Raw genomic sequence first — 18,009 nt, 5'->3', positions numbered from 1 at the left:
TTTGTCTGCAGTTGTGGCATTAGGAAGGGAGGAGCGTGTGCGCCCATCTAGTGCTTCAGGCAATCTGACAGGCTCCGGGCACAGTGACCCCGCGGATAGGGAGCAGCCATGACGGCCGACACAATGGACAGCCTCTTTAACCGCCTGATCCGGCTTGCGGCCGAAGCGGGATTGCCGGGCGTGGAAGAAAGCACGTCCTTTGGCAACCCTGCCCTGAAGGTCGCGGGCAAGGCCTTCGTTTCGGTGAAGAACAACGAGACGCTGGTGCTGTCGATAGCCATTCCCGACAAGGAGCACCTGATCGAGATGGCGCCGGAAATCTATTTCCAGACGGACCATTACAAGGGATGGCCGTCGCTGCCGGTACGCGCCGCCAATATCGGCGACGGCGAATTGCGGCAGCGGCTGATCAATGCCTGGCTGTTCCGGGCACCGAAGAGGCTTGCTGCCACCTTCAGCCGTCAGGCCTGATCGGCAGCCAGCGCCGCCCTGACCGCCGGACGCTCCAGCATCCGCGCATGATGAGCGGAGACCTTGGGGAACCGTGCCATGTCCACACCGTCGCCGGGCAGCCAACTGGCCATGGTGAAGAGATAGGGATCGGCCACGCTATATTGTCCGCCCATCACCCAGGGGCCTTCGAGCATCTTGTCTTCGATCATCTGGAAGCTCTCAGCCATGGTCTGCGGCACCTTGGCGGCCATGGCCGCAATGGCGGCGGGATCATCGGCCCAGCGGCTGCCGCGGCGGCTATGCGCATGGTTCACGTGCACGGTCGAAGCGATATAGCTGTTGAAGGCCTGCATGCGGGCGAATTCGAAGGGATCGTCAACAGGCGCCAACTTTGCCTGCGGCGCGATTTGGGCGATATAGGCAAGGATGGCAACGCCTTCGGTCAGCACGCCGCGATCGGTGACCAGTGCTGGAACCCGGCCCTTCGGATTGATCTTCAGGTACTCAGGCGAGCGCTGCTCGCTGTCCTTGAGGCTGAGCTTTCTCGGCTCGTAGGCGAGGCCTGCTTCTTCCAGCGCAATCAGCGTTGCCAGCGCGCAGGTACCCTGGCCGAAATAGAATGTCAGCATGGTGATCTCCCTTTTGGGGAGATGATATATCGCGGCGGCGCGGGGGCAGCCATGGGGAAATTGGACGCATTTGAAATGCGACCCTCACCCCATCCTTGTCGCTGGGATGAGGGGCAACTGGATCACGCCACAGCAGCGCAGCCCGGCACATCCTCGAGCCGGTGCCAGACGGGAATGCCCCGCTCCCGGGCAATCCGTACGTCGTTATCGGCGCCCTTGGATGCACCGGGAAGGCGCAGCACGCCCTCGCAAAGCTCCAGCAGACGGTGGGCGACGGGATAGAAGATTTCTTCGTGCAGGGCATCGCCGATCACCTTGCCGCCCGCGGCGTTCCAGACCGGTAGCGCCACCCATTCGCCAATCATCGGCACATGGCCCGCCTTGAACAGGGCATAGGACGGCGCTTCCAATGCCTTCAGGTTCGCCGCCATTTTCACCGGGTCGTCACCCGTTCCCGACCGGTAGGGACCGGCAATCAAAATCAACATGACCAAACTCCACAACTCCCGGCGTCATGCACGGGATTTCACGATAATGCGCGAAATCGCTTGCATGTCGAGTCATAACGGGCATTATCACGGAGTTTCGTAAATTTTCGTGCAGGACAATGCTGACCACACAACGCAAATCCCTGATCCTCGACATCCTGCGCCGGGACGGCCAGGTGATTGCCAAGCGCGTTGCCGAGGAGTTCTCGCTGTCCGAGGACACGATCCGCCGTGACCTCAGGGAGATGGCGGGCGAAGGATTGCTGAGGCGGGTGCATGGCGGAGCGCTACCGGTTTCGCCCGATCTGCCTGATCTTTCAGCCCGGCGCGCGGTTGCTTCGGAGACGAAGCAGCGGCTCGGCGCTTTTGCGGCTGCGATGGTGAAGGCCGGGCAGATGATCTTTCTCGACGGCGGCACGACGACGGCGGAGATAGCCAAGCGGCTACCGCGCGACATCGCCTTCACGGTCGCGACCCACAGCCCGACGATCGCCGCCGAGCTGGAGCATCACCCGACGGCCGAGGTGATCCTGACCGGCGGGCGGCTTTACAAGCATTCGATGGTGGCAACGGGGGCAGCCGCGATGAGTGCGATCGCGCAGCTCCGGCCCGACATCTTCTTTCTCGGGGTTACCGCCGCCCATCCCGTGCACGGACTGTCGACCGGCGATTTCGAGGAGGCGGCGATCAAGCGGCATATCGCCCGCTGTTCGGTGGAGACCTATGTGATGCTGACGGAAGACAAGCTCGACCGCGCCTCGCCCTGTCCTGTGCTCGGCATCGGCGACGTCTCCGGAATGATCATCCCCGAAGGGATCGGCGAGGAGCGGCTGGCGCCCTACCGCGCGCTCAACGGCGCGATCCTCGAAGCGTGAACGGCTCCAGCAAGCGCTCGCGCAGGACCGCCGCATCCTGCGGCAGCAGCGTCGCGCCAAGCCCGGCAGCGAACATCGCCAGCACCGCGTAGGCAGGCACCATGCTGCCGGTTCCGAGATCGAGTATCGCTTCCAGCGGCGCCTGCAGCCCGGCGAGCGTTGCGGCAAGCCAGGGCATGCCGATGAAGCGGGCGGGCGCGGCGCCGAAGCCCGGTGTTTCGGCGAAAGCAGTCAGCGTGCCATAGACGGCGCAGAACCAGAGAAGCCCGCGCAGCCACCGCCATTCGCCGAACGGAACGGTGCGCCCCTCCTCGAAAGGGATCGCCAGATAGGCGCAGAGCACATTGATGAACAGGAAGGCGGCAGGCAGGCTTTCTGCCACCATTTCCGGCCGCAGCTGGCCAGTCCAGCCGGCAGCAAGGATTCCGGGAAAGGCCGCCGAGGCATAGAACCAGACGAGTGCCGCTGCGGCCCAACCCCATCCGCAGCGCAGATAGCGCAGCCGTCCCACGGTGCAGATCACCATGATCAGGCTCGCCAGGCCCATGCCGGCAGGTTTCATGGCGCCCGACATGCTGACCACGATCGGCCCGCAGGAGCCGGCGACTTCAGCGCAACCGGAGACGGCGACGACGATCCAGGTGACGTAATCGAAGCACATGGAGAAAAACAGGAAGATCGCCACAGCGATCAGCATCCACCAGATATAGCGGCCTGCAAACATATCCTGCCCTCATGGCATCGAGATCGAAACCCCACGTTTCGAAAGCCGCGCCATTGTAGGACAAATCCCGGCGGCCGCACGCGCCGTCGCCGGAATTGGTTTAATCCATATTAGTATTTGCTGTTTTTTGCAGGACTGATGTGCCGCAACGGCACGGATCGTCAGGCGAACGCAGCCGTGGCGCGCACCTCGCCCACCACTGCGCCATTGCGATTGTGGATCGGCCGGGTGGCAATCGCCATCAAGGCCGCGTGCGTTTCACCGCCCTTCTCGAAAAAGCGGGCGAGCGTGGCGGCGACCATGGCTTCGGCGGCGCGCGTCGTGCCGTCCTCGCATTTCAGCGCGACAGCAATTCCCTGCTCCGGAAGCGTGGCACAGAAGACGCCCTCGGCGCCGGTCTTGGCGAAAATCTTGCCGGGGGCGATCTGCATCAGCGCTGTACAGGTGCCGCCGGTCCCGGAGACATAGAAGGGCTCGGCCATGCAGGCCTCCAGTAACCGCTTCGAAGCCTTGGCGCGGATCGGCTCGAGACCATTGCCCGTCGTCATCTTCGCGAAACCATGGGCAAGCCGCTTCAGCGGCACGGCATAGGTCGGGATGGCGCAGCCGTCGATGCCGCAATTGTCATGGGCGAGCACGGCGCCCGTCAGGCTTTCCATCGTGCCGCGGATTTGTTGCTGCAGCGGATGATCGTAGCCGACATAGCCCTTCAGCTCGATACCCTGATGGACGCAGGTGCAGACGAAGCCGGAATGCTTGCCGGAGCAATTGTTGTGCAGCGGGTTTGGCTTGTCGAGCGTGCGGGCCTGATGGATCAGCGTATCCTGATTGGACGACCAGTGTGTGCCGCATTCGAGCACGCTTTCATCGCGCCCGGCGCGCGCCAGCATAGAGGCCGCCAGCGCCACATGCGCATCCTCGCCGTAATGCGAGGCGCAGGACAGCGACAGCTCCTTGTCGCCAAACCCAAAGGCATCGGCAGCACCGCTTTCGACCAACGGCAGCGCCTGCATCGCCTTGCAGGCAGAACGCGGGAAAACGGCGGCATCCGCATCACCCAGCGAAAACACCACCTTGCCATCGCCATCGACCGCAACCACCATGCCGCGATGACGGCTTTCGACGAGCGAACCACGGGTGACTTCGACGGTGACGGGATTGGACATGGGGGATATTCCGGGTGGTTGACAGGGATGCTGAAGGCATAGCGCCGTCCGCCGATAAAGCAACGCCTTTCAGCCCGCCGTCAGGCGCAATTGCGCCATCATGATCGGGAATATCGTCCTATCGGTGCTGGTTCGGGAGCTTTGGCGACTATGCGGTTTTTCAAGCGGCTGTTTCTGGCGATACTCATCATCTACCTGCTTCCGGCGCTGGCTTCGGCCGGATGGTGGGCGCTGAAGGAGCGGCCGAAGAGCTGGCGCGAGGCGAAGTGGACGTCATCGGGCGTACTGCCCAAACCGGATGCCGATGGCGAGGCGGCGATCTACATCCTTTCGGCAGCGACCGGCGGGATGAAGGGTGCTGTGGCCAGCCATTCGTGGATCGTCACGAAAGGGACAGGCGACACGGCCTATAACCGCTATGACAAGGTCGGCTGGGGCTCGCCGATCCGCCGCAACAACTATCAGCCGGATGCCTACTGGTACTCAAACACGCCTCATATCGTACAGGCGCTGAAGGGACCGGAAGCGGCAGCGCTGATCCCGGCGGTCGAGGCGGCGATCCAGTCCTACCCGTTTGCCGCGACCGGCGATTACCGGATCTATCCGGGCCCGAACTCCAACAGCTTCGTCGCCCACGTGCTTCGAGCCGTGCCGCAACTCGGCACCGTGCTGCCACCCGATGCCGTCGGCCGGGATTTCCTGACCGACGGGCGCTTCTTCGAGATCGACCCTGACGGACGCGACATGCATGCGACGCTCTATGGCCTGATCGGCTTTGCGGCTGGCGTGCGCAGCGGCTTCGAGGTGCATTTCATGGGACTGGTGGCGGGCGTCGATATCGCCAATCCGGGGGTGAAGGTTCCGGCGTTCGGACGGGTGGGGATCTGAGGGCGTCCCGCCTCATTTCATCGATACGATGCCCATCTGTTTCAGAAGCGCCAGATTGTCCTCGATATGCCAGTTGTCGGTGACCTTGCCCTTGGTGACCTTCAGGAGATCGGTGGCGATGAACTCGATGGCCTGCCCGGAGCCCTTGGTTGTGCCGAATGCGCCGGTGAAATGGCCGCGGAAGATCATGTGTACGGTGACGTAGTCGCCAGCGACGATCATCTTGCGGACCTCGACCGAAAGGTCGGGAACGGCGGCACGGAAGTTTTTCGACGCGAGGGCTGGCCCTTCAGGACCTTGCGGCCTGCCTTCCGGCAAGGTGTGATCGGTGAAGGCGGGTGCGACCGCCTGCTTGAGATCGGCCTCGTCGCCGGTGTTCCAGAAAGCATAGAAATGCCGGGCGGCAGCTTCCGTGCTCTTTTCGGCATGCCCCGGTTTCGGCGAATGCACGATCTCGTCGATCTTCAGCGGCGCGGATGCGCTTGCCGGGAAAGCCACCGATGTTGCGATGGCAATGGCGGCAAGGCCGGCCTTGAGGGTTGCAGTGATCATCGTCTTGTTCCCTTTTCTATCGCTCAGTTGATCTTGGCGTCTTCGCGGAAGACGAGTTCGAGGAGGATGCCGCCGGGCGTGCGGACGAAAAGGCGCCGCTCGCCAAGCTCGGGTAGATCCATGGTGGAATAGGCTGTCGCGGCATCGTCAAGCTTCTTGCGGAACGCCTGATAGCCCTGGAGGCGGAAGCCGACATGATCGATGGTCTCCGCATCCCTGCCAACGGTAGCGCCAGCGCCGGGAATGAGATGAACGACAGGTTCGCCTTCGTCATAAAGCCAGTAGCCCGGGAAACCGAAGTCCGGACGGGCGCCAACCGTCAATCCAAGAAGATCCTCAAGAAAGACCTTTGTGCCCTCCAGATCCGCAGTGCGCAGCGTGACATGATCGATCAGCATGGCATCACCCGATCGCGCCGCCGCCATCGACACGCACGGTCGAACCGGTGGCAAAAGGCGTCGTCATCAGGAACAGCACGGCATTGGCGATATCGGATGGCTGCCCGATCGTCTTTGCGGGCAGATTGCCGGCAATGCGCTCGAACATGGCATTTCGGTTTGCCTCGTCCATCTTCGACCAGAGCGGCGTATCGATGACACCCGGCGAGACGGCATTGACCCGGACAGGCGACAATTCAAGCGCAAGACCGCGGGCCAGCGATTCAAGCGCGGCGTTGATGGCGCCCTGCAGGACCGAGGATGCCGAGGGGCGTTCGCTCAGGAAGCCGGAGATGAAGGTCAGCGATCCGCGTTCGGCGAACTCAGCGGCCCTAGCGATGCGATAGGCGCCCCAGAACTTGCTTTCCATGGCGCGCTTCGCATCGTCGAGCGAGAGCTTGCGCACGGGGCCCGATGGGGTCTGCGCTGCGGAAATGACGATGTGATCCCACGCGCCGCTCGCCTCGAGGAAGGCCTCGACGCTGCCGGCGTCGCCGGTATCGAGAACCGCCGTCGCCACGCCGCCGCCGATCAAACGCGCTGCTTCGGCAAGCTTGTCTGCGGAACGTGAAGCGATGGTGACTGCGGCGCCTTCGGCGGCGGCCTGCTCTGCGACGGCAAGACCGATGCCGGAGCTACCGCCTACGACGAGAACGCGCTGTTTTTCCAGGGATGTCATCTGTTGCTCTCCTCTATGCAGCAACACCGTGCCGCGGTTTCGATGGAGGGACTGTAGCCCCGTCTCGTTGTTGTCAGAATGGATATTGTTGTCGATAGTCTCTTGCAATATCAGCAATAATATGAGCGACAATTTTCTCGACATGCTGGTCTTTGTGCGGGTCGTGCAGGCGAAGAGCCTCTCCGGCGCGGCCCGCGAGCTTAATTTTTCGCTGACGGTTGTCAGCCGGAAACTCTCGCGGCTTGAAGAGCGGCTCGGTGTGCGGCTGGTCAACAGGACGACCCGCTCGTTGGCTTTGACCGAAGAAGGCGCGCGCTTCTACGAGCGTTGCGTCCAGATCCTGGCAGAGATCGACGATGCCGAAACCGATGCTTCGAGCGGAAGCGACAGGGCGAGCGGGGTCTTGAAGGTCACCTCGACCTTTGCTTTCGGTTGCCGCTGGCTGGCGCCGATCCTTTGGGACTTCCAGCAGGCCCATCCCGACCTGCATGTCCATCTGGACACCAATGACGGCGTCGAGAACATCGTCGATGCCGGATATGATCTTGCCATCCGTTTCGGATCGCTCTCAGACTCCAGCCTGATCGCCCGCCAGATCGCGCCCAACCGGCGCGTCATCTGCGCGGCGCCGGCCTATCTCGATCGCCGGGGACGGCCGCAGACTGTCGACGATCTTCCCGGCCACGACATCGTCGCCTTCGGAGAGCCGCCGAACACCCATTGGGCTTTTGCCGACGGCCGCAGCGCCAATGTCACCAGCAGTCTCACGACCAACAACGGCGAGCTTGCCCACCGCTGGGCGCTTTCCGGCGCGGGACTGGTGCTGAAATCGATATGGGATGTCCGCGACGACATCGACAGCGGCAGGCTCGAGGTGGTGCTGCCCGAAGCACGGCTTGCCGCCGCGCCGATCCACGCGGTCTTCCCCCATAGCCGTCTCGCCGCCGCCAAGGTCAGGCTCTGCATAGACTATCTCTCGGTGACGCTGCGCAAGGCATTCCGGGCCGAGGCGCAGTAGGCGGATCACGCCAGTTCGCAGCCCATCACACGAATTGACACCGGTATCACAAACAATCGTTTTTAGATGGCAGCAGGCAGGATTAGAGGTAGCGCATCAGGAATCACGTTCATGCCCTCTGCCTTCTCCGTCATCCTCCGCGAACCGAAAATCCGCATTCCGGCCGTCACACTGGTGGCGCTCGCCTTCACCTATGCTTCGACGCTGCCTTATCAGTCGATCATCGGCATCAATGAGCTTGGGATGAGCGACGGCGCCTATTCGGCGCTGGTGTTCTTCTCGGCGCTTTCGAATGTGGCGACCAGCCTGACGCTGGGGATATGGTCGGACCGGATGGCCGACCGGCGGCCGCTGGTGCTGGCGTTATCTGTCTGCGGCATGATCGGCTTTGGCTCGGTCTTTGTCTTTCATACCGCGCCGGTGTTCATCCTCTGCGTGCTGCTGCTGATCCCAGCGAGCAACTCGACCTATTCCATCCTGTTTGCCAGCATCCGCGCGACCACCAACACGATGGATCGCGGGTTGGCGGGATCGATCTCGTCGACGGTGCGGGCGCTCTATTCGGGATCCTGGGCGCTGGCGCCGGGGGTGATCGGGCTTTATCTGGCGACCGCGCAGTCGATGACCCCGGCCTACGGGATTGCCGGGGCGGCAAGCCTCACCTGCTTCTGCCTGTATTTCTTTTTTGCGGGGAAGATGCCGAAATCATCGGGGCCGCTTGCCGATGCGCCGGGTTTCCTGCCATCGCTGAAACGGATCGCCCAGCCCTATATCCTCAAGCGCATCATCGCCATGTCGCTGCTGCTCGGCTTGCAGCGGCTGAACACCATGCTGTCGCCGCTGATCATCACCCATCCGGCCGGCGGCACGGTGGTCGATGTCGGCTTCATGGCGGGGCTGGTCGCCTTCCTGGAAATGCCGTTCATGATGATGTGGGGCGCGCTGCAGAAGCGCTTCCGCAACGTGCATATCCTGGCTGCCGGGGCGTTGATCTACTGTCTCTACCTGACGCTGGCAGGCTTCGCCTCGGCGCCGTGGCATATCTATTCGCTGGTGCTGATCAATGCCTGTGGGGCAGCCGCCATCCTCAGCGTGCCGATCACCTATCTGCAGGACCTGATCGCCGACCGGCCGGGGCTCGGCAGCTCGCTGATCTCGGTCAGCGTCTTCATCAGCAATGGTGTTGCCGCAACGATCTTCGCGATCGGCACGACGCTGACGGATTATTCGGGGACGGCGCAGATCGCCGCCCTTGCCGGTCTCGGGGCGATCGCCTTCCTGCTGGTGCTGGAAAGCAGCAAGCGGGAATTCAGAACGGCTTAAGCACTGATCCGGTAGGCGCAGCGGCGGGCGCCGAGCAGGATATGTTCGGAGCGCTCGACCTTGGCGCCAAGCACGCTGCGGAAAGTTTCGATCTCCGAGCGGCAGAAGCCGGCGCAGACAGCGGCGGCAGCGCAGATCGGGCAGTGGTTTTCGACGAGCATGAAGGAGCCGTCCTCCTCCTGCCAGCTATCGGCCATGTAGCCCTCGCGGCTTCTGATGGCGGCGAGCTGGCTGACGCGATCGGCAAGCGCCGGAGCCGAGACATCATGCCGGTAGCGGGCGAGCGTCTCTGTTTCGCGGGCCGAAATGACGGCATCGAGCGCGCCGCGGCCGAGCTCAGCGGTGATGATGCCGAGCAGGCCGGCAGTGAGCTCGGCATGGCCATCCGGGAAGGTCTGATGGCCAGCAGCCGTCAGCTGCCAGAGCTGTTTCGGGCGGCCGCGGCCGGAAGACGGTTCGCTCACCGGCTCGGTGAGCCCTTCTTCGGCGAGCTTGGTCAGCTGCTGGCGGGCGGCCTCCGCGGTGATGCCCAGATGGGCGCCGACATCGGTGCCGAGCTGCGGACCTTCGGTCTTAAGCAGAAGCAGGATACGGTTGGCAGGCGATTGGCGCATTTATTTTTCCAAGTCCACGCTTGTTTTAATAACACAAGCATGCAATTTTCCAACTTATAAATTGGAAAATAATCTTCCGCCAGGGAAAACACATCAAGGCATACAGCATGACCAGCATAGATCAGGGCGCCGCGCCCAAGTCCTCCGTCCTCCAGCTTTTCACCCCTCGCCTGCTTCCGGCCACGCTGATGCTCGGCGGCGGGGTGACGCTCTATGCGGTCGAGAGTTACATCATGGCGACGATCGCGCCGTCGATCGTGCGCGATATCGGCGGCCTGCCGCTGCTCTCCTGGGTGACGACGCTCTATGTGGCGGCGGCCGTGCTCGGCTCGATCTCGGTGGCGATGCGGCCGCGCGGCATGGGGCTCAGGATTGCCTATGTGTTCGGCGCCATGCTGTTCGGCGCGGGCAGCCTCGTCTGCGCTGCCGCACCGGTGATGGAAGTCGTGCTCGTGGGGCGGACGATCCAGGGCTATGGCGCCGGCATTCTAGCAGCGCTTGCCTATGCTTTCGTGCGCTTTGCCTTTCCCGAGCCGCTCTGGCCCAAGGCCTCGACGCTTTATGCGGCGATCTGGGGTGTCGCGACGCTGCTTGGTCCGAGCGCCGGGGGATTGTTCGCCGATGGCAGCAATTGGCGGCATGCCTTTATCGTCCTGGTGCCGCTCGGCGTGCTCATGGCCGTGCTGGCGCCGTGGCTGCTGCCGAAGGCAACGGATGACCGAGCCGAAGGACGCATACCCTTCGTGCAGATCGGCCTTCTGATCGGCGCGGTGCTCCTCGTCAGCATTGCCGGAACGCTGGAACAGACCGGCGGCAAGGCGGCGCTCGTCGCTCTCGCCGTCATCGCCATCGCGCTGATGCTGGTCATCGAGCGGCAGGGGCGGACACGGCTGCTGCCCACCGGCGCGGTCACACTCGGCAAGCCTGTAGCGCGCGTCTATCTCACGATGTTCACGCTGCTGATCGTGCTGACCAGCGACATCTACATCCCCTATTTCCTGCAGGCGCTGCATGGCGTTACGCCGCTGATCTCCGGCTATTTGACAGCGCTGGTGGCGCTCGGCTGGACCTTTGCCGCCTTCTTCAGCGGCAATCTCAGGGGCCCGGCCGCCATCAAGGCGATCATCGCCGGATGCGTGATCGAGGCACTCTCGACGGCAGCCCTGGCGCTGCTTCTGGCCCGCGAAAACCAGACGGCCGAGATCGTGATCCTCGCTCCAGCCGCCTTCGCGATGCTGATGATGGGCTTTGGCGTCGGTCTCGGCTGGGCGCATCTGGTGACCAAGGTGCTGCAGCTGGTGCAGAATTCCGAGCAGGACAAGGCGTCCGCGGCGATCTCCACCGTGCAGTCGCTCGGCAGCGCCTTCGGTGCGGCGATCGCCGGCGTGATCGCCAACAGCACTGGGCTGGTTCACCCCGGTGGGATCGCAGGCGATATTGCGGCGGCGCACTGGCTTTACGCTGCGATGGCTTTGCCGGGGATTGTGACGGTGATCACCGCACTATCGCTGCGGGACAAGGCGGCCTAGGCCATTGGCGGCCATCCTCGGCTGGGTATCTGCCATTGTCGTAGGGCGTCGTTGGATCCTCGGGACAAGCCCGAGGATGACGGCCAGATGATATCGTCTTCGCCTGCAGCGGGAGCGCCCAACCCAACTTCGTCATCCTCGGGCTTGTCCCGAGGATCTAACGACCACTAGGTCAGCCGGTGCAAATGCAGGCTCGAACATAACGAAGGCTGGATAGGACTCAGACCTTCAGCATGATCTTGCCGATGTGAGAACTCGTCTCCATCAGCCGATGCGCCTCGGCGACGTCGTCGAACGCGAAAACCTTGTCAATGACCGGGGAGACCGTCCCGGCTTCAAGCAGCGGCCAGACCTGGGAGAGGAGATCGTCGCGGATGGCGCGCTTCTCTTCGGCGGTGCGCGGGCGCATGGTCGAGCCGGTAACCGTCAGGCGCTTAACCATGATGGGTGCCAGGTTGACCTTTTCAGCCACCGCACCGCCGAGGAAGGCGATGATCGACAGGCAGCCGTCTTTCGCCAGCGAGGCGATGTTCTTCTCGAAATAGGCGGCGCCGATCATGTCGAGGACGATATCGACGCCCTCGCCCGCGGTTTCCGCCATGATGACTTCGGCGAAATCCTCGGTCTTGTAGTTGATCGCCCTGGTGGCTCCGAGCCTGACGCAGGCGTCGCATTTATCGGCCGAACCGGCGGTCGCGTAAACGGCGGCGCCGAAGGCTTTGGCGAGCTGGATCGCCGTCGTGCCGATACCGCTGGAGCCGCCGTGGATGAGCACGCTCTCGCCTTCGGTCAGGCCCGCCATCTGGAAGAGATTGGCCCAGACGGTGAAGAAGGTCTCCGGCAGGGCGGCGGCCTTGACCGCGTCGTAGCCTTTCGGGAACGGCAGCGTCTGACCGGCCGGAAGCAGGCAATATTCGGCATAGGCGCCGCCATTGGCGAGACCGCAGACCTTGTCGCCGACAGTGTAGCCAGAGACGCCAGGGCCGATGGCGGCGACTTCGCCTGCAAGCTCGAGGCCGAGGATCGGGCTGGCGCCCTTCGGCGCCGGATAGGTGCCCTGGCGCTGCGCCACGTCAGGGCGGTTTACGCCGATGGCCAGCGTCTTCACCAGGATCTGCCCCTCACCCGGAACCGGCAGCGGACCGCTGGCGATCTTCATCGCCTCGGGGGCGCCGAAGGTTGGAAGATCGACGTAGCGCATGGTCGACGGCAGGGGCATATCCGATCTCCTCATTCCGAAAGCACAGGAGATAATTCAGCCCTGCCGCCTTGGAAAGGCGGGAAGTGGCAAAGGCGTCAATTCGCCTCGCCCAGATGATTGAAGACCAGACCGTCGATGCTTTCCTTGGCATGCGCCTTGACCTGGGCGATCTCGGTGCCGACGCGGTTGATATCGTCGATGACGAGGCCGTCGGGCAATTCCAGCACGCCGATCGAGCAGCGCATCAGCGGGAACAGCGCCTCAGCGCCCGACCGGTCGTGGCCGCGGATGCTGCCCTTGGCGCGATCCTGATCAGAATAGAGAGCCAGCACGTCCTCATGGAAATCGCTGATCAGCCGATCGAGGATTTCGCGAAGCTCGGCCTGGGTCCAGCCGACGACGCCGATGAAGAAATCGTCGCCGCCGACATGGCCGAGGAAGTGGCGCTCGGCGAAGAAGTAGCGGCGCATCAAGGCGGCAAACAGCGAGATCGCGTGGTCGCCGAGATGGAAGCCATAGGCATCGTTGAACGGCTTGAAATTGTCGAAGTCGCAATAGCAGAAATGCCTGACGTCATCGCCGTCGCGGCCGGACTGGCGCATGAAATCGCGGATCGCGTGGTTGCCCGGCAGGCCGGTCAGCGGGTTCTGGTCCTGGGCGATCTTCAGCTGCTTCTCGTTGATCACCTTGATCAGCGATGCGGCGGAGACGACGCCGGCATAGCGCATGTTGTCCGTCAGGATCAGGCAGTTGCTGCCTTCCATATTGGCGAAGATCGACATCAGCCGTTCGGCATCGCTGTCGAGGCTGACGATCGGGGCGATCTCGACGAATTGCGAGATGGTGCGCTCGTACATCTTGTTTTTCAGCAGGTCTCGGCCGAACGGATGGTAGATATACTGCTTGAGATGATGCTCGTGGATGATGCCGCGCGGCTCGCCATTGGCGTTCAGTACCGGGAAAAAGGCCTGGCGCGGATTGCGGCGGAAGAGTTCGAAGACCGTATCGATGCTGTCGTTTTCGAACACCGTCGGCAGCATTTCGATCTGCTTGCGGATCAGGATTTCGTCGAGCGACTGGGTGTTGCGCTTGCTCTTGCCAAGATCCTGCAGATGGGGGAAGGCCGGAACGAGCTCGGAAATATGCGTCGTCGGGCGGGCGATGAACCAGCCCTGGACGAGATCGACGCCATATTCGCGGCAAGCCAGAAATTCGGCTTCGGTCTCGATGCCCTCGGCGATGACGCGGGTGCCGAGAACATGGGCGATGTTGACGATGTTCTTCAGGAGATGGCGCTTGCGCGGCTTGCTGTCGATATCGGCGACGAAATGCCGGTCGATTTTCAGGTAATCGACGGCATAGTCGCAGAGCAGCTTCATCTCGCCGTGGCCGACGCCGAAATCATCGATCGCCAGCTTGAAGCCGGTGCGGCGCAGCTTGGAGACCAGCGCCTCGAATTCCGGCACGCTGGTGTTGTCGAAACGCTCGGAAAACTCGAAACAGACGGAGGACGGCGGCAGGTTTGCAGCCTTCAACTGCTGCAGCAGGTTTTCGATCAGCCGGTCGCCATGCGGGATCAGGCGGACATCCAGATTGAGGAAAAGTGTCGAGGTGGCGTAGTTGCCGAGGGTGGCGAACTTGGCGAGCGCACGGCTGGCGACCATCTGCTCCAGCGGCAGCAGCTGATTGGCGCGAAAGGCCTCGTCGAGGATTTCTATCGGGGAATCGAAGCCGATGCGCTCCTGCCCGCGCATGAGGGATTCATAGCCGAATACCGTTCCGGTTCCGGCCTCTACGATCGGCTGGAAGGCGTTTTCTACGACAAGCTTTGCAAGCGTCACGATCTGATCGCTGGCATAGCGACGAACGACGCCGGGCGCGACGGCGGCAGTCAAAGACATGCCAATCTCCACTGTGAAGTCTTCTTTTTCACAGCGAAGATGGAGGAGAAGGGTCAACGAACCCTTTCGCCAATGTGAAACTTTTGTGAAAGCTGCAGGCGCCCGTGGCGCCCACAAAACATTTCAGCTTTCTCTTATTTTATCAGCCGCTTAGCTATGCAGACCGGCGGCGGACCGCTTCGTGATCCGCGAACATGTCGGCCACGCAGCGGCCGCTCCCCGCATGGCCTTCGCCATCGAGAATTTCGTCCTTGTATTCGCCGAGCTTGCGGGCGGCATCCCATAGACGCAAGGCCTCGCGGACCACTTCGCTGCTCGATGCATAACCGCCGCTATCGACGGCATCACGGATGCCTGCTGCCTGTACCGGTGATATGGAAACTGTGACCATCGGCATGAAATTCCTCCCTTCGTTTTGCCGGGCAGAACCTGCCCAACGGGGGACGCATGACCATTCTTGGCATTCTTACCGGCTGTCCAATCGCCGCTGCCTTGGTATGCGTTAATTTTAGACCTGCGTCATATGCTTGTCAAAAAAAGAAATAATCCGTGATCGGGCCTGTGGATTACGGTCATAAACTCCGCCGCAGCGCCAGGCCGAAAGCGAGCATGGTGGAGCCCTGCAGCAAAAGGTCGGCAGCGAGGAAGAGCCCGAGGACCCAGAGGCTGTTGACCGGCCAGCCAAGCGCAATGACGAAGCCGGCAAGCGCGGTGACGACGCCGCTGGCGACGATCCAGCCCCAGCCCTTCACCGGTTTCATTCGGCGGCCGATGAAGACGCGGAAGACCCCGGCGATGATCAGGGCGACGGCAAGAAACAGCGTCAGCGCCGCCGAGGCCAGGATCGGGTTGATGAAGGCGAAGACGCCGGCCAGCACATAGAGTAGGCCACTCAGAACCCAGAAGAGAATGTGATCCCAGCCCCGCACCTGAAAGGTATGGGCGAGATAGACGATGCCGCCTGCCAGCATCAGCATGCCGACATAATAAACCGAGGCGACGGTGGCGACGAACAGGTTTACGAAGGCGATGACGCCGCAGATCATCAGCAACACGCCGAGCCCGGCGAACCACATCCATTTCGGCTGCAGGGACGAAGACGGCATTCCCAAGACGCTTGCCATGACGCACCTCCTGTTCCGGTTGATATGCTGCAGCATTGCAATCCGGAAAGGCCTGACGCTCAAGACGAGACCACGAAAGATTTTTATTGATTGGTCAGTCAATCAAAAATAAGGTGCTGCCAATCTGGAAAGCTGGACATCATGCCGAAGGTCGGAATGGAACCCGTGCGCCGCAAGGCGCTTGTCGATGCCGCGCTGCGCGTGATCGGGGATCACGGCTCGCTGACCGTCACCATGTCCGAAATCGCCCGGCAGGCTGGCGTGTCCCCAGCCCTTGCCCACCACTATTTCGGCAGCAAGGAACAGCTGCTGATCGAGACGGTCCGCTCGCTTCTACGCCAGTTGCGCAACGACGCGGTGACAGCGCTGAAGGCGGCCGCTACGCCGCGCGAAAAGCTCTCCGCGGTGATCCGCGTCAGCTTCCAGGCCGATCAGTTCGCGCCCGAGACGATTGCCGCCTGGCTCGCCTTCTACGCCGAGGCGCAGAGTTCGGAGGAGACGCGCCGCTTCCTCGTCATCTATGCGCGGCGGCTGCGCTCCAACCTGCTCGCCAACCTGAAGCCCCTCTGCCCTGCCGATGCCGCAGAACGCATCGCCGAAGGCGCTGCGGCGATGATCGACGGGCTCTATATCCGCCAAAGTCTGAAATCGGCACCGATCAGTATCGAGGCTTCGATCGGGCTGACGGAGGATTATGTGAACGCGCTGCTGGCGACCGCCGCCCCCTCATCCCCGGTGCAACTTTTGCACCTGAGCCCTGCGAGCCACCTTCTCCCCGAGGGGAGAAGGGACGAACACCACGAGCCCAAGGACAAGTGACCATGAAAGCCCAGCCGAAAGCATCGCATTTCATCGACGGCGAATATGTCGAGGATGACGCGGGCAGCGTGATCGAGAGCATCTATCCGGCGACCGGCGAAGTCATCGCCCGGCTGCATGCGGCAACGCCTGCGATCGTCGAGAAGGCGATCGCCGCTGCCAAGCGCGCCCAGCCGGAATGGGCGGCGATGAGCCCGACGGCGCGCGGCCGTATCCTGAAGCGGGCGGCCGAGATCATGCGCGAGCGCAACCGCGAACTCTCCGAACTCGAGACGCTCGATACCGGCAAGCCGATCCAGGAAACCATCGTCGCCGACCCGACCTCGGGCGCCGACAGCTTCGAGTTCTTCGGCGGCATTGCGGCGACAGCGCTGAACGGCTCCTATATCCCGCTCGGCGGCGACTTTGCCTATACCAAGCGCGTGCCGCTCGGCGTCTGTGTCGGTATCGGCGCCTGGAACTATCCGCAGCAGATCGCCTGCTGGAAGGGCGCACCGGCGCTGATCGCCGGTAACGCGATGGTCTTCAAGCCATCGGAGAACACCCCGCTCGGCGCGCTGAAGATCGCCGAAATCCTGCTGGAAGCCGGGCTTCCCAAGGGTCTCTACAACGTGATCCAGGGCGACCGCGACACCGGCCCGCTGCTGGTCAATCACCCCGACGTTGCCAAGGTTTCGCTCACCGGCTCTGTGCCGACGGGCCGCAAGGTCGCGGCATCGGCGGCCAGCCATCTGAAGCATGTGACGATGGAACTCGGCGGCAAGTCGCCGATCATCGTCTTCGACGACGCCGATATCGACAGCGCAATCGGCGGCGCCATGCTCGGCAATTTCTATTCCACCGGCCAGGTCTGCTCGAACGGCACGCGCGTCTTCGTGCAGAAGAAGATCAAGGGCGAATTCCTGGCGCGCCTGAAGAGCCGCACCGAGGCGATTGCGATCGGCGACCCGATGGACGAGGCCACGCAGTTCGGGCCGATGGTCTCCTGGGCGCAGCGGGAGAAAGTGCTCGACTATATCGAGAAGGGCAAGGCCGAGGGCGCGACGCTGCTCACCGGCGGCGGCATTCCGAACAATGTCGCGGGCGAAGGCTACTACGTGCAGCCGACGGTGTTTGCCGATGTCACCGACGGCATGACGATCGCCCGCGAGGAAATCTTCGGGCCTGTCATGTGCGTGCTCGATTTCGACGACGAGGCCGAGGTACTCGCCCGCGCCAATGCCACCGAGTTCGGCCTCTCCGGCGGCGTGTTCACCGCTGACATGACCCGCGCCCACCGCGTCGTCGACCAACTGGAAGCCGGCACATTGTGGATCAACACCTACAACCTCTGCCCGGTCGAAATCCCCTTCGGCGGCTCCAAGCAATCCGGCTTCGGCCGTGAAAACTCGGCAGCGGCGCTGGAGCACTATTCCGAACTGAAGACCGTCTATGTCGGCATGGGGCCGGTGCAGGCGCCTTATTGAGACATTAACCGCTAGCCCCTGAGCAAGTTCGCCCCCCTCTGGCCTGCCGGCCATCTCCCCCACACGGGGGGAGATCCGCAGGTATTTGGCTCCCCGCCAAGCGTGAGAGGTCGAGCGAGCGGC

20 protein-coding genes are annotated in these 18,009 nt (G+C 62.8%); 8 read left to right on the top strand and 12 right to left on the bottom strand.

Annotated features, from left to right (window positions below):
- Positions 1–108: 108 nt before the first annotated feature.
- Positions 109–471, top strand: coding sequence for an MmcQ/YjbR family DNA-binding protein (locus AB4Z25_RS10410; protein ID WP_112537222.1), 363 nt, complete (start codon positions 109–111; stop codon positions 469–471).
- Here AB4Z25_RS10410 and AB4Z25_RS10405 read toward each other — a convergent pair.
- Both AB4Z25_RS10405 and AB4Z25_RS10400 read right to left on the bottom strand, forming a co-directional pair.
- Entirely contained in the window at positions 462–1,082 is a 621-nt protein-coding gene (locus AB4Z25_RS10405) for a glutathione S-transferase family protein (protein ID WP_442207967.1), read from the bottom strand. The two genes, AB4Z25_RS10410 and AB4Z25_RS10405, sit on opposite strands and share 10 nt — an antisense overlap.
- Before the next feature lie 122 nt (positions 1,083–1,204).
- A complete protein-coding gene (locus tag AB4Z25_RS10400) occupies positions 1,205–1,570 on the bottom strand; it encodes a DUF4406 domain-containing protein (protein ID WP_112537220.1) in 366 nt (121 codons plus the stop codon).
- A gap of 119 nt (positions 1,571–1,689) precedes the next feature.
- Here AB4Z25_RS10400 and AB4Z25_RS10395 point away from each other — a divergent pair, with 119 nt between their 5' ends.
- Positions 1,690–2,445, top strand: a complete 756-nt coding sequence (locus tag AB4Z25_RS10395; protein ID WP_112537219.1) for a DeoR/GlpR family DNA-binding transcription regulator — start codon at positions 1,690–1,692, stop codon at positions 2,443–2,445.
- Here the strand turns inward: AB4Z25_RS10395 and AB4Z25_RS10390 are convergent.
- A complete protein-coding gene (locus AB4Z25_RS10390; protein ID WP_112537218.1) occupies positions 2,420–3,169 on the bottom strand; it encodes a hypothetical protein in 750 nt (249 codons plus the stop codon). The two genes, AB4Z25_RS10395 and AB4Z25_RS10390, sit on opposite strands and share 26 nt — an antisense overlap.
- Before the next feature lie 161 nt (positions 3,170–3,330).
- Complete coding sequence (locus tag AB4Z25_RS10385) at positions 3,331–4,335, bottom strand: asparaginase (RefSeq protein WP_112537217.1); 1,005 nt, start codon at positions 4,333–4,335, stop codon at positions 3,331–3,333.
- Between the two features lie 150 nt (positions 4,336–4,485).
- Between AB4Z25_RS10385 and AB4Z25_RS10380 the strand changes: the two genes are divergently transcribed.
- Positions 4,486–5,223, top strand: coding sequence for a DUF3750 domain-containing protein (locus AB4Z25_RS10380; protein WP_112537216.1), 738 nt, complete (start codon positions 4,486–4,488; stop codon positions 5,221–5,223).
- A gap of 12 nt (positions 5,224–5,235) precedes the next feature.
- Here the strand turns inward: AB4Z25_RS10380 and AB4Z25_RS10375 are convergent, their stop codons facing one another.
- Genes AB4Z25_RS10375 through AB4Z25_RS10365 form a run of 3 tightly spaced genes read right to left on the bottom strand, consistent with a single transcriptional unit; the run spans position 5,236 to position 6,891 of the window.
- Positions 5,236–5,775, bottom strand: a complete 540-nt coding sequence (locus AB4Z25_RS10375; RefSeq protein WP_112537215.1) for an ester cyclase — start codon at positions 5,773–5,775, stop codon at positions 5,236–5,238.
- A gap of 23 nt (positions 5,776–5,798) precedes the next feature.
- Positions 5,799–6,173, bottom strand: coding sequence for a VOC family protein (locus AB4Z25_RS10370; protein ID WP_442207966.1), 375 nt, complete (start codon positions 6,171–6,173; stop codon positions 5,799–5,801).
- A gap of 4 nt (positions 6,174–6,177) precedes the next feature.
- Positions 6,178–6,891 (bottom strand): SDR family oxidoreductase, encoded by a 714-nt coding sequence (locus AB4Z25_RS10365; protein ID WP_112537214.1) that lies wholly within the window; start codon positions 6,889–6,891, stop codon positions 6,178–6,180.
- 121 nt (positions 6,892–7,012) lie between these two features.
- On the opposite strand from AB4Z25_RS10365, the gene AB4Z25_RS10360 reads away from it, so the two are divergent.
- Both AB4Z25_RS10360 and AB4Z25_RS10355 read left to right on the top strand, forming a co-directional pair.
- Entirely contained in the window at positions 7,013–7,909 is an 897-nt protein-coding gene (locus tag AB4Z25_RS10360) for a LysR family transcriptional regulator (protein WP_442207965.1), read from the top strand.
- A 111-nt stretch (positions 7,910–8,020) separates the two neighbouring features.
- Positions 8,021–9,232, top strand: coding sequence for an MFS transporter (locus AB4Z25_RS10355; RefSeq protein WP_112537212.1), 1,212 nt, complete (start codon positions 8,021–8,023; stop codon positions 9,230–9,232).
- Here AB4Z25_RS10355 and AB4Z25_RS10350 read toward each other — a convergent pair.
- Positions 9,229–9,846, bottom strand: coding sequence for a MarR family transcriptional regulator (locus AB4Z25_RS10350; protein ID WP_112537211.1), 618 nt, complete (start codon positions 9,844–9,846; stop codon positions 9,229–9,231). The two genes, AB4Z25_RS10355 and AB4Z25_RS10350, sit on opposite strands and share 4 nt — an antisense overlap.
- Positions 9,847–9,953: 107 nt before the next feature.
- Between AB4Z25_RS10350 and AB4Z25_RS10345 the strand changes: the two genes are divergently transcribed.
- Complete coding sequence (locus AB4Z25_RS10345) at positions 9,954–11,375, top strand: MFS transporter (protein ID WP_112537210.1); 1,422 nt, start codon at positions 9,954–9,956, stop codon at positions 11,373–11,375.
- 220 nt (positions 11,376–11,595) lie between these two features.
- On the opposite strand, the gene AB4Z25_RS10340 is transcribed toward AB4Z25_RS10345, so the two are convergent.
- From AB4Z25_RS10340 to AB4Z25_RS10325, 4 genes are all read right to left on the bottom strand, one after another.
- Positions 11,596–12,594, bottom strand: a complete 999-nt coding sequence (locus tag AB4Z25_RS10340; RefSeq protein ID WP_112537209.1) for an NAD(P)H-quinone oxidoreductase — start codon at positions 12,592–12,594, stop codon at positions 11,596–11,598.
- Between the two features lie 77 nt (positions 12,595–12,671).
- A complete protein-coding gene (locus AB4Z25_RS10335) occupies positions 12,672–14,477 on the bottom strand; it encodes an EAL domain-containing protein (RefSeq protein WP_112537208.1) in 1,806 nt (601 codons plus the stop codon).
- 154 nt (positions 14,478–14,631) lie between these two features.
- The gene (locus tag AB4Z25_RS10330; protein WP_112386387.1) at positions 14,632–14,874 is read right to left on the bottom strand and encodes a type II toxin-antitoxin system ParD family antitoxin; all 243 of its coding nucleotides are present in this window, start codon (positions 14,872–14,874) and stop codon (positions 14,632–14,634) included.
- 175 nt (positions 14,875–15,049) lie between these two features.
- Positions 15,050–15,601 carry an HdeD family acid-resistance protein gene (locus tag AB4Z25_RS10325; protein ID WP_112537207.1) on the bottom strand — a complete coding sequence of 184 codons (552 nt, stop codon included), beginning with the start codon at positions 15,599–15,601 and terminating at the stop codon, positions 15,050–15,052.
- Between the two features lie 141 nt (positions 15,602–15,742).
- On the opposite strand from AB4Z25_RS10325, the gene betI reads away from it, so the two are divergent.
- Together betI and betB are read left to right on the top strand one after the other, a co-directional pair.
- Complete coding sequence (gene betI / locus AB4Z25_RS10320) at positions 15,743–16,420, top strand: transcriptional regulator BetI (RefSeq protein ID WP_112518130.1); 678 nt, start codon at positions 15,743–15,745, stop codon at positions 16,418–16,420.
- 2 nt (positions 16,421–16,422) lie between these two features.
- Entirely contained in the window at positions 16,423–17,886 is a 1,464-nt protein-coding gene (gene betB / locus AB4Z25_RS10315) for a betaine-aldehyde dehydrogenase (RefSeq protein ID WP_112518131.1), read from the top strand.
- The last annotated feature ends 123 nt before the right edge of the window (positions 17,887–18,009 follow it).

The organism is Rhizobium sp. RAF36, from assembly GCF_052114105.1.
Lineage (GTDB): Bacteria > Pseudomonadota > Alphaproteobacteria > Rhizobiales > Rhizobiaceae > Rhizobium.
Note: the sequence above shows the minus strand (reverse complement) of the source record. Positions and strands in the feature narration are given on the sequence as shown.

Bases quoted from the DNA above. Each gene is read 5' to 3' on its own strand.
- AB4Z25_RS10355 (WP_112537212.1), top strand. From the start codon at position 8,021: ATGCCCTCTGCCTTCTCCGTCATCCTCCGCGAACCGAAAATCCGCATT.
- AB4Z25_RS10370 (WP_442207966.1), bottom strand. From the start codon at position 6,173: ATGCTGATCGATCATGTCACGCTGCGCACTGCGGATCTGGAGGGCACA.
- AB4Z25_RS10350 (WP_112537211.1), bottom strand. From the start codon at position 9,846: ATGCGCCAATCGCCTGCCAACCGTATCCTGCTTCTGCTTAAGACCGAA.
- AB4Z25_RS10365 (WP_112537214.1), bottom strand. From the start codon at position 6,891: ATGACATCCCTGGAAAAACAGCGCGTTCTCGTCGTAGGCGGTAGCTCC.
- AB4Z25_RS10390 (WP_112537218.1), bottom strand. From the start codon at position 3,169: ATGTTTGCAGGCCGCTATATCTGGTGGATGCTGATCGCTGTGGCGATC.
- betI (WP_112518130.1), top strand. From the start codon at position 15,743: ATGCCGAAGGTCGGAATGGAACCCGTGCGCCGCAAGGCGCTTGTCGAT.
- AB4Z25_RS10405 (WP_442207967.1), bottom strand. From the start codon at position 1,082: ATGCTGACATTCTATTTCGGCCAGGGTACCTGCGCGCTGGCAACGCTG.
- AB4Z25_RS10400 (WP_112537220.1), bottom strand. From the start codon at position 1,570: ATGTTGATTTTGATTGCCGGTCCCTACCGGTCGGGAACGGGTGACGAC.
- AB4Z25_RS10385 (WP_112537217.1), bottom strand. From the start codon at position 4,335: ATGTCCAATCCCGTCACCGTCGAAGTCACCCGTGGTTCGCTCGTCGAA.
- AB4Z25_RS10340 (WP_112537209.1), bottom strand. From the start codon at position 12,594: ATGCCCCTGCCGTCGACCATGCGCTACGTCGATCTTCCAACCTTCGGC.
- betB (WP_112518131.1), top strand. From the start codon at position 16,423: ATGAAAGCCCAGCCGAAAGCATCGCATTTCATCGACGGCGAATATGTC.
- AB4Z25_RS10325 (WP_112537207.1), bottom strand. From the start codon at position 15,601: ATGGCAAGCGTCTTGGGAATGCCGTCTTCGTCCCTGCAGCCGAAATGG.
- AB4Z25_RS10410 (WP_112537222.1), top strand. From the start codon at position 109: ATGACGGCCGACACAATGGACAGCCTCTTTAACCGCCTGATCCGGCTT.
- AB4Z25_RS10360 (WP_442207965.1), top strand. From the start codon at position 7,013: ATGAGCGACAATTTTCTCGACATGCTGGTCTTTGTGCGGGTCGTGCAG.
- AB4Z25_RS10345 (WP_112537210.1), top strand. From the start codon at position 9,954: ATGACCAGCATAGATCAGGGCGCCGCGCCCAAGTCCTCCGTCCTCCAG.
- AB4Z25_RS10335 (WP_112537208.1), bottom strand. From the start codon at position 14,477: ATGTCTTTGACTGCCGCCGTCGCGCCCGGCGTCGTTCGTCGCTATGCC.
- AB4Z25_RS10375 (WP_112537215.1), bottom strand. From the start codon at position 5,775: ATGATCACTGCAACCCTCAAGGCCGGCCTTGCCGCCATTGCCATCGCA.
- AB4Z25_RS10330 (WP_112386387.1), bottom strand. From the start codon at position 14,874: ATGCCGATGGTCACAGTTTCCATATCACCGGTACAGGCAGCAGGCATC.
- AB4Z25_RS10380 (WP_112537216.1), top strand. From the start codon at position 4,486: ATGCGGTTTTTCAAGCGGCTGTTTCTGGCGATACTCATCATCTACCTG.
- AB4Z25_RS10395 (WP_112537219.1), top strand. From the start codon at position 1,690: ATGCTGACCACACAACGCAAATCCCTGATCCTCGACATCCTGCGCCGG.